This window comes from Enterococcus sp. DIV0561, from assembly GCF_050539875.1.
Lineage (GTDB): Bacteria > Bacillota > Bacilli > Lactobacillales > Enterococcaceae > Enterococcus > Enterococcus faecalis.
The window spans coordinates 2,132,402-2,148,872 of the sequence record NZ_CP172927.1; the positions used below are offsets into that span (position 1 = coordinate 2,132,402).

The window sequence follows — 16,471 nt, forward strand, 5'->3', positions numbered from 1 at the left end:
TTATTTTTTCACTAAAGTAGCCAGTACCTTTTTACCAACGCCTTCTTTTGTGTAAGAATATAAGTTGATTTTTTCGTTATCTTTTTCTATTTTATAAACTACAAGTGATTTCAAATTTTTTCCCTTTAAAATCACAATATTATCATTTGTAGTGGAAACATCATAAATACGTTTGCCATCCAGTGTCCACACATTATCTTTAACAACTAATGTTTTCCAATCCCAATTAGCTGTTACTTGATACTCTCCATTTGCAATCAAAGGTTGTTCTGAGTTAGTACTTTTAGAAATAGTTGTCTCTTGGTTTTCTGAATATTTTTTACTGATGTAATATCCTGACCAAAAACCACAACCGATACCAATTGCTAAAGACACAATTATCGTGATTATTTTTTTCATGTCACACACTCCTCCGTTTATTTAAAAGTTAAACTTGCTTCCCACATATTTGCACCTAAAATTCTCACTTCTGGTTTTAATAAAAATCCAGAAAATTCATAAACTTTTGCAATAATTAAATAAATTAATGCTTCATAGTCTTGAGCAGAGGCTTGTTCAACATTGATAAAGAAACCTGGATGTTTTTCAGATACTTTTACTCCGCCAATTCTAGTACCAACTAAGCCAGCTTGTTGAATTAATCGAGGCGCCCGTCCCCAAGTAAAAGTTGACCCATGATTTGGATGTGTTAGTGGGTGCATCCTTTCTCTAATTTCGACAGTTCCTACCATGTCATTTACCATGTTTTCTAAATTACCTTCTGAAATCTGTAATTTAGTTTCTAGAATAATCCACTCAGGATGATCCATAAATGAACTATAGCGATGACTAAATTGAACATCTTCTTTATTTAAAACTTTAATTTCTCCATTTTCATCTACGATCGTAGCTTCAAGAAACATACTATTAATATCCTTAACTGTCCCAGCATTCATATAAACTGCGCCACCAATGGTTCCTGGAATATTATCTGCCCATTCTAAACCGCATTTCAAGTGTTCTAGTAGATAATAAGATGTTTCAATTAAACTTGCACCTGCCGAAACTGTTAAAACATTCCCCGTAATTTTACGATAATTCAAGGCAGTCATATTTAAAGTAATCCCGCGGATACCACCATCACGGACTAAAATATTTGAACCTTTACCGATAACAGTTAAAGGAATTTGATTATTTTTAGCATATTTTACAATTAAAGCAACTTCTTCTATCGTTTTTGGAAAAATTAAAAGGTCTGCTGGACCACCAACAAAATTCGAAGCATATTCTTTTAATTCACGACCTACAAATAATTCCAAATCTGGTAATTCTTCTAAAAGATCTTGTTTCCACGAACGAATTCTCTTATTTTGTACAATTTTCATAATTAATTGTTTTCTTGTTAAAAGATTCTCTGGAATTGCTAATGCTTTTTTTTCTGTGCCTTGTTTCGGTTTAGGCTTAGGTTTTTGTATCGGATGCAAATACATAACATGTTCGATTTTTTCATCTTTCACATATTTGCCGACGATTCTAAAAGGACTGAACGTTTCTTTTCCCTTAAATTTTTCACGATTAAATCTTGTGGTGACTTCACGATGATTATTCATAAAAATTAATTCTTTATCTGTTAGCTTCCAAAAGCTTTCATTAGGGTTGGAATTTTTTATTGTACCATTTGGCGATAAAATAATTGCTGCGGAAATCGGAACAGTTGTTTTAGCTCGATAAAAATCCAAAGGTTTATTGATAATATATCGTCTAAATTCATCATATACTTCGTCTTCATCTGGGCTAAATTTACTTGTCAACGCATCAGTTAACCACTTATCTGAAATCTCTTTTTCTCTAGCAATCTTTCCAGCGGTCTTTTGATAGTCAAGTGCTAAACTAATATTTTTATTTTCTTCAATTTCTTGTTTTGTGTTTTGCTCATAGACACGTCTAGTTTCGCCAAGCTCAAACAGGTTCATCAAGCTATTAAAGCGGTCAATTCCACGTTGTTCATTATAAAAAATTGAAAACGGTTTTTGGAAAATAGTCGCAAAAACAGTGCCATGAAACGAATCAGTAATAATATATTTTGCTTCTCGATAAACAGCTAAGAAATTTTCTGGTGTATCTTCAGAAACATATTCTACTGTATTAGGAAACGTTTTTTTAGCTAGTTCACGTCCTTTTAAAGGATTAGGCAAGACCACTAATTTCAGTCCCAATTTTTCTGCGATCGCTAGTGCTACACGAACTTTTTCCTTGTTAATATCCAAGAAAAAGACAGCCATATAATCTCCTGATTCTTGTCGTTTAAACGTAGCTTGATCAGCTAAAGAATCATATTCACTTCTTTCAACAAGATAGGTTGGATCCAAAGCCTGAATAACTTCTTCTTGAAAAATATCTTTCATAATTTGTGCAGAAAAATCTTCTCTCATAGAAACATGATTAAACTGTGTAATATCTTTTTTGCGGTTTGCAACCCATTTGGGATCATATTTACTTGTATCTGCTTTTCCTAATGAAACAGAATAAGCAATTGTTTTATTACGAGGATAAACAAAATCTAAGAAATCATCGTCGTCTACCCAACCATTCCACGGATTCCACATTTGATCAGAGCCTAAAATAAAGGTATCTAGATTTTCTAAATCATTCAATGTCGGTAACGTTTCTTTTGTTAATTGTTCAGTATAGGGCATATTATTTTTCTTAAAAAAATTATACGCTAAAGGCATCCATGCTCGAAAGTTACTTCTGTTTTTATAACCTAGTGGTCCATCAATCATAACCGTCTCGTACCCTTTATTCTGTACATACTTGTTTAGAGCATAGTATGTTAAGATTGATCCATAATTTTGGTTATACCACCAGCCCATAATTGCTGCTTTTTTCATTCTTCCGCTCCTACTTTCTCTGTTAATTACTTATTATTCGTTCATGTTTAAGAATCTTTTTTACATGTTATTTCAACAACCCTTTTGCTTTTTTAAGACTTTTTGATACAGCTTTTTTAATTGTTGTAGGTTCATTTCCTTCAATTTTATTGATAGGTGTTAATTCGTTACCGATACTTGTCATTGTATCTTGGATATAGCCTTGGTTTTGTCGAACGACACTAAAATGTGTTTCCCCTTCTCGAGAAGTCAAAATTCGAACATTGTAATCAAATGCTGCATATTTTTGAGTATAGCCCGCCCAAATTGTAAAAACATTGTCTACGAAAGTATAATACATATTTTCTTGTAGTAAGGTATAGCCTTTTTCCCACTCGGCTTGTAAAACAATCGATTTTAAAGTAGTACCTTCTTTTTTAATTAATAAAGATACTAATAAACTATCATGAATTATTTTTGTATTGTCACCCATATAAACGAAATCAATCACTCCACTGGCATTACTTGTATCGTTATCTGCAATAATAATTGAAAACATTTCAATTGCCGTCCCATTTCCATGGGCTTTCTCTTGTCCAAAAATTACTTTACCTCCACGCTCTTGAATATGAACATTCGGAATAATGAAGGTTTTTTTCATCCCAAAATCTTTATAAATATTTTGATATATTTCTAGATTGTATTGTAAAATATTTTGGATTCGTGTGATACGCTCTACTTGTTCTGGATCATTAGAATATTTTTCTTTTTTCACTAAGTCTAGCCCTAATTGTTGGATGTATTTCTCTTTTAATTCTTGATAGAAACGTTCTTTAAATGCTTGATCAACACGATTCATGTCAAAAATAAACCAGTTTAATGTATTAATAATTTTTAAACGATATGCTTCAATCCGATTTGGAGCATGTTGTTTTAAGTACTCCAACATTTTATCATGTAAATTGAACTCATCACGATAATTCATTCCATACGTAGACATCAAGCCATCTTGTCTAACAATTCGAGTCAGCAAATATTTGTTTAGTGCAACAATTTTTTCAGTACCTAATAATGCGGTATAAGTGAAATAAGCGTCTTCGCCAACAAATTGTTCTAAGTTTACCAAGTTATTTTCTTTGATGTATTCTAATAAAAATAATTTGTCATATAAATAAGGAGTTACTTCATCCAATGAAATTTCTTCACCAGACATACGTCCGCCATTAGTTAGTAATGGATTGTGAACCACGTGCACTTCTCCATTTGGCAATTTTTCTTTCATACCAAATAAAAGAATATCTGTTGCACTATCATATGCACGATAATAAGCGTCTTGTAATAAATTCACTTCAAAATGATCATCTGCATCTAAAAATTGTAAATACCGGCCTCGTGCCATCGAAATGCCCACATTTCTTGCGTGTCCAGGATTACTTTTACCAATAGAAATCCCCATAATTCTCGGATCTTTTACTGCAAATTCGTTAATAATATCCATTGTATTATCCGTAGAGCCATTCTCTACTAAAATGATTTCAATCTCACGTAAAGACTGCTCACAAACATTTTCTAATGTTTGTCTTAAATATTTGGACGCATTGTGAATCGGCATGACTACACTAACTTTATACAGATTTTTCAAGTAGTCCTCATAATAAGCTACTGGATCATTCGCAATTTGATAAAATTGTTTGATGTATTCAAAATCGATATCATTCAGCTGGTCTATTTCTATAGCTTGTTTAAAATCTACAGCCACCTTTTGAATCACTTCATAAACCGACTCGTCACGTAAATGTGTTAGTTTTTCAATCGCCCAAAAGTATTTTTCGAACATTTGTTTATAAAAATAACCTTTGTAGCGTTCAAATTTATTTTGTTCAATTAAGTTTGAACGAATTAGTTTAAATTGTTGAAACAAGAAAGGAACCTTTGTTGCCACATTATTTACTGTCGAATTTGGGTTGTCTTGTCTATAAAAATACAAACAATCTTTAATAAAAATAACATTCTGAGATGCTGAATTGATTTTCCAAAATAGACCAGTGTCCCCATAACTTTTAATTTCCTCATCCCAAGTTACGTTTTCTTTCTCAATCATACTTTTTTTATAAATGGCATTCCATGGATAAACTTGTACAATTAAATCCGTTGTTTTTAAGTCAATCAATTGATTGTATTTATCGGGATGTTGCCATAATATATCTCGCTCAACCTCTTCTTCCGAAGAAAATTCAACCCAGTTACAACGGACAACATCTGCATGATGACTTTTAGCCGTATTGTATAAACGCTCATAGGCATGCAACGCTACATAATCGTCACTTTCAAATTCAGCAATATACTCACCTTTTGCTTCTGAAACACCCAAGTTAAAGGCTTTTCCAATTCCCCCATTTTTAACATTGAAAACGCGAAAACGTGGATCATCTTGTGCAATTTCTTCAATAATTTTTTGACTATTATCAGTAGAGCCATCATTAATAATTAAGAATTCAATTTCTTTCAATGTTTGGTTTTTCAAACTCATTAATGCTTCTTCTAAATAGGTTTCTACGTTATAGACGGGTACAATAACTGACACTTTCACATTTTCCATAAAACAAATTTCCCTCACTTATCATTTATAGTTGTATACTCAAAATATCCTGATTTGAACGAATAAAATTAAGCAAAAAACTTACTAAAATCTTTAACCCCAATTTCTAAATAATTATCAAAAACTATCGTAAATCTACTTTCTTTATTTGAAAATTTTTCTGGCAACTCTACCTGATAACTAGTTTCACTAATTTTTTTAAACGCCAGTCTTTGTCTTGTTTCAAAAGGATTTTTCAGCTCTTTTATTTCAAATCCTGTAATTTTTTGGTGTGTATACACATTTAAAGAAAGCGTATTGCCTTCACGTTGCGTTGCTTCTGCATAAGCATTCATGCGAACTGCTGGGAATCGTTTCAATAATCTTGGATAATAATAACTTTTCTCTGTTTTTGAAACATAACCAAAGCGATTGACTAACACCCAACGAATGGACTGACATTGAATAAACCAATACAAACCATCAATATCGTTAGTTTGTAAAAATGTCCAAATGATTTGGCGCACATCACTTCTAAAATACGGACTAGGATCAAAACTCAATTCACCTAAATACTGATCCATCTGTACTTTAAAGTCCTGTAATCGCTTTTTACTGAATGGATACCCAGTATCCCTCCGAATACAAAAGTCATAAATTAGCCATTCTAAACGGCGTGCTAACATCCGCTCTTTAGATAAATCATCTGGAAATTGTTGATTGATATAGCTTAACGCACGCAACCAGGAAAGCATAAATGTCCGATTAATTGATTTACTTAAACTTTCATTATCTGCATCTCGATTTAAATAAGTCGTTAACCTTTCCCCTTGTGTAATGGTTTTTGAAAATCGCATAGCTTCATAAAAGAACAGCACATCATCAGCCACCCGTTGATTAACAAAATGTAAATTATTATTGTGTATCAGCGAAGTTCTTAACATGATAGCTTGTGGTCCTAACCACCCATAAAATTCAGCTGGCAATTCTTGGATAGACCGATTTTTAAATGAACCATCCATATAATATGGCTTACTTTTTAACATTAAGTGGCCATCTGTACTCTGTATTAGACCAGAAACAGCAAAATCATCGTGAGAGTCATCTAGTAGGTCTGATAAATATTTCAATGCATTTAAATCATACCAATCATCTGCATCTAAGAAGACACTATACTCACCACGTGCATTTACAATCCCTACGTTTCTTGGGCCGTGAGCGCCTCCAGTGTTTTCAAGTAGCTGATAAATTTCAATATTTGGATATCTTTCAAGATATGGTTCTATTACTTTTAACGAATGGTCTGTGGAGCAATCATCAATAAACATCACTTGCAATTGCTCAATTCCAATGGTTTGTTGAACAAGAGAATCCATCATCTTTTTAAGATATGGTGCATTATTATAATTAGCAATAATGATTGAGACCTTAGGATTTTTTGATATTTTTTCTGAAGAAAACAGCTTAAATTGACTTAACTTCTTTTTCCACGTTTCATTATCTAACATATATTGATACTCTTCATATTCTTTTTGGACTTCTTTTTGATTTTCCAACCTACACCCTCCGGCTTTTTATCTCTTTAAAATTTCTGAAATCAGCTGTCTAGTGGCATCCTGATTTTCAAGGCAAAATTCACGAAAAAACTGCATATATAAACGTTGTTCCTGTTCCGTTTTAGAAAACAATACGTTTTTTACAGACGTTACTAGGCTATCTGTGTCTGTCACAATTTTTCCAGGCAAAATTGCTGTTGGATCAAAATAGAATCCCCTTGTACTATTTTGATACTTTTCCTTATCATACATAAAAAATAGCATCGGTTTTTTTGTTAATGCAAAATCAAACATAACCGATGAATAATCTGTAATTAATAAGTCAGCGATTAAATAAAGTTGATTGATATCTGGATAAGAAGAAACATCGATTACACGTGAACCAAATGCACTTATATCAAAACTTTCTGCAATTAAATAATGTAGTCGTGTAAGTACAACAATAGAAGGATCAATTTCTAAAAGTTGTTCAACTGGCAAATGATTGGTGAAACGATAGGCTCCTTTTCGGATAGACTCATCATCACGCCACGTGGGGGCATAAAGAATAATTTTTTGATTGGCTGAAAGGCCTAACTGATTGCAAACAGAAAAAGCTATTTTGTCCTTATTTTCACAAACTAACAAATCATTTCTCGGATATCCTACTTCTAATATTTTCCCTTCATAATGAAAGGCCTGTCGAAACACTCTAGTACTGTATGCATTAGGTGAGATGAGATAATCCCAACGCTTTGCTTCTTGAATAACTTCTAGTTTATAGCTCTCTGTTTCATGCTCTGGCATTTTGACTGTTTCAATATCTAAGCCCAGTTTCTTTAGAGGGGTTCCATGCCACGTCTGTATATAGATTGTTGTTTGATTCTTATACATCCAAGCTGGCATCCGTGTGTTAAAAACCCAATACTGAGCTCTTGGCATCATCCATAGCCATCTCCAACTTAATCGTTTAATGAAAGGAACATTCTCTTCTACAAAAGGCATCTCATATCCTTTTTTGACTGCCCAAATACATTGATATTCAGGACAGTTATCTCTTATGTACTCAAAAATTGCACGTGGATTATCACTATATTGTCTTCCATGAAAACTTTCAAAAATAAATAACTTCTTTTTAGGTAGTTTACCCAAAATGAAAAAACAAGCTTTTATGGCTTGATGTATACTCTTCTCTAAAAATTTTTTCATTGAATTAATCCTTTACATTAGATTATCAAAAATATAATCCTAATCTATAACCTTGTATGAAGAACGCGTTCACAAATCTCTAAATTATCTTCTCTTTACTTGTTTAAATTTATGAATAACTCTCACCACGATTGAACAAGCTTATAAAATACATTATTTTGCTTTTCTTCTTTTAAGTATAAATTTATCTATGCTAAACGTCAATGGCTTTATTGAAATAAACATTCCAGTGTTATTCGATTGTTATAATTTAATTTTTTACAATCGAATTTCCCTCTGAATTTTCAGATATTTAACATCCGATCACCTATTTAATTTTTTAGAAACTTTAGCCATCTTTATACAATTACTCTTAGAAATTAAATAACTCACAAGTTACCTAAACTAACCCAATAAACAGCAAAAATCCAGAAGAGTCTCTCTTCTGGATTTTTGCTTATTTGACGATACTTTTTTAAATTTTGTTAATCAATTTAAAATAATCCACATAAGTGCATAATTGGGAATACAAATAATAAACTATCAAAACGATCTAAAATACCGCCATGTCCTGGCAAGATGTTACCAGAGTCTTTCACGCCATAATGACGTTTGATAGAAGATTCAACCAAATCACCGAATTGCCCTACTATAGAAAATAGAACCGTCAATACGAGCATCACCGGCATCGGATAAGGAAATAGCCCTTTATTAGCTGTGAAAACTAAAAACAACGCTGCTACAACCACGGCTGATAAAATACCACCAAGTGCACCTTCTATTGTCTTGTTGGGTGAAACATCTGGCATCAATTTATGACGACCAAATCGGCGTCCAAATAGATATGCACCAATATCCGTTGCCCAGACAATGAATAAAGCAAATAACAAGACTTCAAAACCTGCGGAACGGGCACTAATAAAGTTCTGGAACCCCATCCCTACATATAAACTGACAATAACTGGAAAGCCAGCTTCTTCAATCGTATATGTATTTTTAGAAATCACCGAAGCACCTAACAACAACATCACAGTGACATAAAATAAAATGAAATTTGTTTGCATTTCCGGCAAAAAGTTTAACCACTTAATTGTTGGAATAACTAAAAAAACGGCCCCTAATGCTGATAAAACACCTTCAAAACTTAATAACGTTAATCCTTTCATACGGAATAACTCGTACACGCCGACTACTGCCAAAGCAACAGCGGCAATCTCAATTGCAAAACCACCATACCAGATAATTGGAATAAAGATGATTAATGCGACGATAGCTGTGATGACACGTTGTCTCACTGCGGATCGCTCCCTTCTGTTTCTGTAGTTTCTTTTAGACCTCCAAAACGACGATTACGATTTTGGAAAGAAGCAATCGCGGTTTCTAAAGTGTCTCCTGAAAAATCAGGCCATAATGCTTTTGTAAAAAACAACTCGCTATAAGCAATTTGCCATAGCAAGAAATTACTAATTCTCTCTTCCCCACTTGTTCGAATCAACAATTCTGGATCGCGAAGTTCCGTGGGTAAAAAGCCAGTCATTAAGTGATCTGCGATCGTTTCTTCTGTAATCTCATCTGCCGTATATGCTTTTTCTGAAACCTCTGCAGCAATCTGTTTCATGGCAGTTAGTAGCTCCGCACGCGCCCCATAATTTAAAGCAAAGTTCAAAACCATGCCCGTATTGTCTTTGGTTTGCTCAATGGCCCGCTTAACAGCATCTTGCGTATGGCTTGGTAGAAACTCTTGGTAGCCCATTACATTGACTTTAACATTTTCCTTAATTAATTCTGGCACGAATGTATCAAAAAAATCAACAGGCAATTGCATTAAGAAATTGACTTCATCTGTTGGTCTCTTCCAATTTTCCGTTGAAAATGCATAAAGTGTTAAAACTTTAACGCCTAAATGACTAGCATGCTTCGTTATTTTTTTGACCGTATCCATGCCTTCTTTATGTCCAGCAATTCTCGGCAGTCTTCGATTCTGTGCCCACCGGCCATTTCCGTCCATAATAATGGCAATGTGCTGTGGAATCTGGCCTTCTTTATCAAAGGCGTACTGGCTTGCTTCTTCTACATATTTATTTTTTTGCGGAAAAAAACGTAACATCTTTTTCCCTCCATTCCAAAAAATCTATCTTAATTATTATAACAATAACTAATGCAAATGCCTATGCATAGTCCCTGAATTTTCCTGATAATTAAGAAATTCCTTGTAACTTTATCATTTATGGTCCTTTTTTAAAAGAAAAAAACTTAGGCTTGGTAGGTAAATCAACCTGATATATCTGCCTAGCCCTAAAATTTTAAATAAACAACGGGACAGGAGTAGCTTCTTCGGAAATAAGCTGAACGTCCTTGAGAGACAAAAAGCATCTTTCAGAACTTTCTTCTTATTTCTTGAAGCTTAACACGCCTGTCCCGACCTCAAGTTTTTATTCTATTGTCTTTTTCTCTTTATTCATTGACTGGAACAATGGCACCGTTCCATTTTTTCGTAATCCAATCTTGGACTTCTTTGCTACGTAACACTTTGACTAATTTTTTTACATTTTCGTTGTTTTCGTCTTCTTTACGAACCGCAATAATATTGGCATAAGGTGAACTTTCTTTTTCTAAGGCAATCGCATCTTTTTTCGGATTTAATCCTTGATCCACGGCAAAGTTTGAGTTAATTAAAACCGCAGCCCCTTCTTCATTGTCATAAAGAGTGGTCATGATTGCTGGATCACTTTCATGATTGAATTTCAACTTTTTAGTGTTTTTATCAATATCATCGAAAGTAGCAGTTGTCCGGTCTACCCCTTCTTTCAGCGTGATTAAACCAGCATCTTCTAAAATCGTTAAAACACGTGGCCAATCTGAAACGGAAGAGCTAACGTAAATCGTTGAACCATCAGGAATTTCTTGTAACGATTTGTATTTTTTCGAGTAAAGCCCTACTGGTTCTAAATGAATCGCACCTGCATTCACAAAGTCATAATCATTTTCTTTAACCGCTTCATTAAAGAACGGCACATGTTGGAAATAGTTGGCATCGATATCGCCACTTTCCAACGCCTTGTTAGGTAGCACGTAATCTGTATAAGTCGTCACTTCTAGTTTTACGCCTTCTTTTTCTAATAAAGGTTTTACATGTTCTAAAATCTCTGCATGTGGAACTGGTGAAGCTCCAACTTTCAAGACCGAGTCATCACTCTTTTTATTGCCGCAAGCCCCTAAAACTAAGACAGCTACTGCAACAGTAATTACTGACCATAATGTACGTTTTTTCATCTTATTCCCTCCATTTATCGTTTATCTATTTTTTTAGCGACTGTATCCCCAAGCCATTGAATCGCAAAGACAATAATTAAGATACAAATCGTTGCTACTAAGGTAACTGTATTTTGACCACGTTGGAAGCCATCTTGATACGCCAAACTTCCTAAACCGCCCGCTCCAATAGCAGCTGCCATTGCAGTATAGCCCACTAAGGAAATGGTTGTAACGGTTAAGCCAGAAACAAGCGCTGGCAGACTTTCTGGTAATAGAACTTTCCAAATTATTTGGAAACGATTGGCCCCCATTGCTTTGGCTGCTTCAATCACGCCTTTATCAACTTCACGAAAAGCAATTTCGACCATGCGAGCATAAAAAGGTGCTGCGGAAATAATCAAAGCTGGTAAGGAGCCTTTGACACCAGACATACTTCCTAAAATAATTTTTGTAAAAGGAATTAACAGAACGATTAAGATAATAAACGGAATCGAACGGAAAATATTTACAAAAATGGCCACTAGCCAATACAGTAATCGGCTCAAAATCCCTTTTCTGCCTGACGTTTCAAAAAGTAGTAGTCCTAAAATCAGCCCTAAAATGGCGACCACTATGATTGAAATCCCTGTCATATAGAGTGTTTCAATCGTTTTTTCTTGTAGTTTACTTATATCAATTTGGGAAAAATCAAAGAAACTTGCTAAGCCACGATTATTCATTTCCAATCACCTCTGTTTCTACACGAAGTTTACGTAATCCTTCAATGGCTGCTAGAATATTTTGCTCTTCGCCTAATAATTGAATATAAAGAGAACCCACTGCCCCCTGCTTCGTTTGCTGAATGTTCCCTTGAATAATACTGACTTCTACTTGATATTCTTGGACAATATGCGAGATAATTGGCAATTTCGCTTGTTCGCCGTGGAAAAGTAGGCGAACAATTTTTCCATTCGGATATTGTTCCAACATTTCTTCGACAACCAGTTCCGTCTCTTCAATGTTTTTATCCGCTTCTTGTTGGATAAAGCGTTTCGCAATTTCTGTTTGAGGCTTTTTGAAAATATCGATTACTTTACCTTCTTCAACAATTTCACCATATTCCATCACGGCTACGCGATTACAAATTTTACGAATCACGTGCATTTCATGGGTAATTAATACAACCGTTAAATTTAATTCTTGGTTGATTTTTAGTAGTAATTCTAGCACCTCATCAGTTGTCTGCGGATCCAAAGCACTCGTTGCTTCATCACAAAGCAAAATGTCAGGATTGTTAGCTAAGGCACGGGCAATCCCCACTCGTTGCTTTTGCCCACCAGAGAGTTGACTTGGGTAGGCATTTTCCCGTCCTTCTAAACCAACCAATTTGATTAACTCTTCTGCGCGGCTTTTCCGATTTTGTTTTGGAACACCAGCAATTTCCAATGGGAGCATGATATTTTCTAGAACTGTCCGTGACCATAATAAATTAAAATGTTGAAAGATCATCCCAATTTTTTTACGGAAGTTTCGTAGTTCTTTATTTGGCAACAATGCAATATCTTGTCCTTGAATTTCTACTTCACCTTCTGTAGGTGTTTCAAGTCCATTCAATAAGCGAACCAACGTACTTTTTCCTGCACCTGAATAGCCAATAATGCCATAAATATCACCAGATTCAACCGTTAAATCAATATCTTTTAAAGCCGTGACTTTACCCGCTTTACCGGAAAACTCTTTTTTTACATGACGTAATTCAATTAATGCCATTTTGTTCTCCTCTTCTTTCTGTTCTACTTTCTTATTTTGAAGGTTTCGCACTTTTTATGAAACGAATTTGCTTAATAAAAACAAAAAAACTTCCATCCTTTTGCTATTACAGCAAAAAGGACGAAAGTTTGTCATTTCGTGATACCACCTTAATTCGCTATTATTTCTCAATAATAACCTCATACGGTACTTGATTCTTCGCATACCGTTGGCTGTAACGGGCGCCCCGTAGTAAGTTCACTGCTTCGCTCACTTACTCTGCTCAAAGACCATCTTCCATCTTAAATCTGTTACCCATTCTCAGCAAACAGGGCTCTCTTCAAACGTCCTTAACATGTACTCTTCTTTTCAAAGCTTTCTTTTGATTAGATTGAGAAAATTATAGCAATAAACATTGGCCTTGTCAACGTAAGACTAAAGATTTTCAAATTCTGTTGGTTCAACATCTGCTAAAACAGCAATCCAGGCATTTTCTTCATCTAATGCACTTGGCTCTTGATCAGCCGCTTCATTAATCGCAACTACCTTACCAGATAATGGACTACTGAATTCACTGACTGCTTTTTCTGCTTCTAATTCAATTAAAGAATCACCCTTAGCTAATGTTTGTCCGACTTTTGGAAATGTTGCAAAAGTAATCTTCCCTAAATCCTCTTGGGCTTCGGCAGTTAAACCAATTTTATAACCTGCTTCTGTTGGTAAGATCCATAATTGATCGATTTGTTTCATTTCACTCATTTTCCAAGCACTCCTTCGTAATCTGCTTCTTTAAAACCATTCGTTAGAAATGTATTGTCTTTTAAGAGAATTGGACGCTTAATCAACATGCCATCCGCAGCTAAACGCTGACTTGCTTCTTCAATAGAAAAACTGTCAACAAGATCTTTTAAGCCTTGTTCTCTATATAAAACCCCACTTGTGTTAAAAAAACGACGAACAGGCAAGCCGGTTTCTTTCATCCATTTTGCTAGTTGTTCACTACTAGGCGGTGTTGCTTTAATATCAATTGCTTGGTATTTAACGCCTTGTTGGTCTAACCACGCTTTCGCTTTTTTACAAGTTGAGCATTTAGGATATTCATAAAGTGTGTACATTTCTACCCCTTCTTTCTTCTTTCTTTAACGACCACTTCTGGTACGAACCGTTTCTTGTTGGTAACGCATGGACATAATTAAGCCCACCCCAATCATGTTACCTAAAATGGAAGAACCACCTTGACTAATAAACGGTAATGGAATCCCAGTTAATGGTAGTAAACCAATATTCGCTCCAATGTTTTCAAAAACATGGAACAAAATCATCATGATAATTCCTGTGGCAATGTAGGCATAGAATTCATTATTTGTATCAAAACAGACGCGAATCATGCGGTAGATTAAAATAAAATACAACAAAATAATGAAACAGCCACCAATAAAGCCAAAGTTTTCACCAACAACTGTAAAAATCATATCTGACTCACGAACAGGGACATACACATCACTCACGTTAAAGCCTTTTCCGAAAAGGCCCCCAGAACCAATTGCTGTTAATGCTAGCGCTGGTTGGAATGAGCGATCTGGATCTGTATGGAAAGGATTTAGCCATAAATCAATCCGATCAAATTGATAAGCTTTAATGCCAATTTTAGACAATAAGTCTCTTCCTGTTTCTGTTGTTACCAAGTAGATGGTTCCAGCTCCGACTAGAGCAGCTATGATAAAGGCGGGCACAATAATTTTCCAAGTAATGCCAGACATTAAGAAAACTCCCCCAAAAATGGCTAAGAAAACTAACATCGTCCCGAAGTCTTTTTGTAAAAGTACTAAAACAATTACCGGAATCGCCACTAATAGCATTTTAGCGATTAGCCAAAAGTCGCTTTTGAGTGTTCGGTCCACATATTTAACATTATGCATGGTCACTATATAGGCCAACATCAAAATAAACGCAATCTTCATCAATTCCGATGGTTGGAATGTGGTGCCACCAAAGCGAATCCAGTTTTTAGAACCTGTTTGCTCTGCTAGCACGGGATCATAGAATTTCAGTAGTAATCCCATTAATACTAATCCAAGTGCATAAAAAACGGGCGTTAACCGCCAGAGTAATTTTGAGCTAAAATGCATAATAATGACAATACTTAATCCTCCGACTAAATACCACAGTCCTTGTTTCATTAACAAGCTACCAATTTTAGGTTTGCTTGGATCATTGTAAAGCGCTACGTAAAGCGATAGCATACCAATTAGTGATAAAAGAAAAACTGGTAATATCACGCCGTAATCAATTCGACTATCTAAATTTGTTTTCTCTTTTCTATTCATTCGTCATCCCTTTTCCTTTGTTCATACGTTTTTTATTATATCTTTCTCACAGAAGAAAAGAAAGGAATTCTACTATATTTGAGAAAAACTTTAGAGAATTCAATAAAAATTTTTCTTTTCAATCGCCATTTATTCATGCTTAATTTTTCTACAAAAATTACGTTTCTTCCACTTCAGATAGGTATAGATTGCTTTCTTTCCAAAATAGCTATTGATTGGCTTTCGTATTTGCTTCTGAAAATTGAATGGACCAACTTCCTTCTGCTTTAATTTCTAAAATATACGTATCTGCGTCTTTAGGAATTTGAGCCATTGTTTTTCCGATGTAATTTCCTTGCGTATCAATTAACTTTGCAATTTCTTGTCCATCACTGTCCACGATCCGAACAACTATTTTTTCCGTTCCTTTGAAAGTAATGTTTGCTATAACTGGCCCCTTTTTAAAAGCTAAGTTTGTAAATACATCATCACCGCTTCCTTTTTTTGAAAACATTGTTCCAGCTAGCTTATCATCTACTTCATTAATACTAGTACTTGCCTGGGTTGTCTCACCGTAATTATCATCTCTGGCAGATTGTGGACTATTAATGTTAATTTTACAACCAGTCAAAATTAATAATGCCAGTACAGATAACCAGATATTTTTTTTCATTTTCTCACATCCTCACAATGACACAACTAGTTAGAATCAACAATACTATGACTGAGACGAGACTAATTTTTAAAAATTTTTTCATAAAAATACACTCCTTTTTCTTTTTTAAATGAGAATTAACGGAAATAAAAACTCATCTATTTTTAATTATATCGATATTTTTTTTGATTCTCAATTCTTACTCGTAAAAAACGAGTGTGGAACAAAAATCCCTTTGGATTTTTGTTCCACACTCAAAACCTGATAAACGGCGGGAATAGCATCAACACTACACGCTTCGATATTTCTCTGTAAAATACGAACAGATAAAATCAGCGTACAACTTGGTCCTCGAAGCTAAACAATTCTGTCCCGCC

At 34.5% G+C, this 16,471-nt stretch carries 14 protein-coding genes and 1 other annotated feature; all 14 genes read right to left on the reverse strand.

Annotated features, from left to right (window positions below):
• Nucleotides 1-399 (reverse strand): lipoprotein CpsH, encoded by a 399-nt coding sequence (gene cpsH / locus IGM13_RS10225; protein ID WP_002382696.1) that lies wholly within the window; start codon nucleotides 397-399, stop codon nucleotides 1-3.
• A gap of 17 nt (nucleotides 400-416) precedes the next feature.
• Nucleotides 417-2,870, reverse strand: a complete 2,454-nt coding sequence (murB, locus tag IGM13_RS10230; RefSeq protein ID WP_002419507.1) for a UDP-N-acetylmuramate dehydrogenase — start codon at nucleotides 2,868-2,870, stop codon at nucleotides 417-419.
• A gap of 67 nt (nucleotides 2,871-2,937) precedes the next feature.
• Nucleotides 2,938-5,448 carry a glycosyltransferase family 2 protein gene (locus tag IGM13_RS10235; RefSeq protein ID WP_002382694.1) on the reverse strand — a complete coding sequence of 837 codons (2,511 nt, stop codon included), beginning with the start codon at nucleotides 5,446-5,448 and terminating at the stop codon, nucleotides 2,938-2,940.
• Nucleotides 5,449-5,516: 68 nt separating this feature from the next.
• A complete protein-coding gene (locus IGM13_RS10240) occupies nucleotides 5,517-6,983 on the reverse strand; it encodes a glycosyltransferase family A protein (RefSeq protein WP_002419506.1) in 1,467 nt (488 codons plus the stop codon).
• Between the two features lie 18 nt (nucleotides 6,984-7,001).
• Nucleotides 7,002-8,171, reverse strand: coding sequence for a CDP-glycerol glycerophosphotransferase family protein (locus IGM13_RS10245; protein ID WP_002419505.1), 1,170 nt, complete (start codon nucleotides 8,169-8,171; stop codon nucleotides 7,002-7,004).
• Between the two features lie 473 nt (nucleotides 8,172-8,644).
• Nucleotides 8,645-9,445, reverse strand: a complete 801-nt coding sequence (locus tag IGM13_RS10250; protein WP_002359680.1) for a phosphatidate cytidylyltransferase — start codon at nucleotides 9,443-9,445, stop codon at nucleotides 8,645-8,647.
• Nucleotides 9,442-10,257, reverse strand: a complete 816-nt coding sequence (locus tag IGM13_RS10255; protein WP_002362225.1) for an isoprenyl transferase — start codon at nucleotides 10,255-10,257, stop codon at nucleotides 9,442-9,444. Before IGM13_RS10255 ends, IGM13_RS10250 begins: the two co-directional genes overlap by 4 nt.
• Nucleotides 10,258-10,604: 347 nt before the next feature.
• Entirely contained in the window at nucleotides 10,605-11,423 is an 819-nt protein-coding gene (locus tag IGM13_RS10260) for a MetQ/NlpA family ABC transporter substrate-binding protein (RefSeq protein ID WP_002359679.1), read from the reverse strand.
• A 14-nt stretch (nucleotides 11,424-11,437) separates the two neighbouring features.
• Nucleotides 11,438-12,124, reverse strand: coding sequence for a methionine ABC transporter permease (locus tag IGM13_RS10265; RefSeq protein ID WP_002356640.1), 687 nt, complete (start codon nucleotides 12,122-12,124; stop codon nucleotides 11,438-11,440).
• Complete coding sequence (locus tag IGM13_RS10270; RefSeq protein ID WP_002364465.1) at nucleotides 12,117-13,154, reverse strand: methionine ABC transporter ATP-binding protein; 1,038 nt, start codon at nucleotides 13,152-13,154, stop codon at nucleotides 12,117-12,119. Before IGM13_RS10270 ends, IGM13_RS10265 begins: the two co-directional genes overlap by 8 nt.
• Nucleotides 13,155-13,267: 113 nt before the next feature.
• Nucleotides 13,268-13,515: a binding site (T-box leader), on the reverse strand.
• 53 nt (nucleotides 13,516-13,568) lie between these two features.
• A complete protein-coding gene (locus tag IGM13_RS10275; protein WP_011109554.1) occupies nucleotides 13,569-13,883 on the reverse strand; it encodes a glycine cleavage system protein H in 315 nt (104 codons plus the stop codon).
• Between the two features lie 5 nt (nucleotides 13,884-13,888).
• Nucleotides 13,889-14,248 (reverse strand): arsenate reductase family protein, encoded by a 360-nt coding sequence (locus IGM13_RS10280; protein ID WP_002359675.1) that lies wholly within the window; start codon nucleotides 14,246-14,248, stop codon nucleotides 13,889-13,891.
• Nucleotides 14,249-14,272: 24 nt separating this feature from the next.
• Nucleotides 14,273-15,460: an FtsW/RodA/SpoVE family cell cycle protein gene (locus tag IGM13_RS10285; RefSeq protein WP_002367107.1), complete on the reverse strand. Its 1,188-nt coding sequence runs from the start codon at nucleotides 15,458-15,460 to the stop codon at nucleotides 14,273-14,275.
• A gap of 208 nt (nucleotides 15,461-15,668) precedes the next feature.
• Complete coding sequence (locus tag IGM13_RS10290) at nucleotides 15,669-16,112, reverse strand: hypothetical protein (RefSeq protein WP_002381534.1); 444 nt, start codon at nucleotides 16,110-16,112, stop codon at nucleotides 15,669-15,671.
• Between the last annotated feature and the right edge of the window lie 359 nt (nucleotides 16,113-16,471).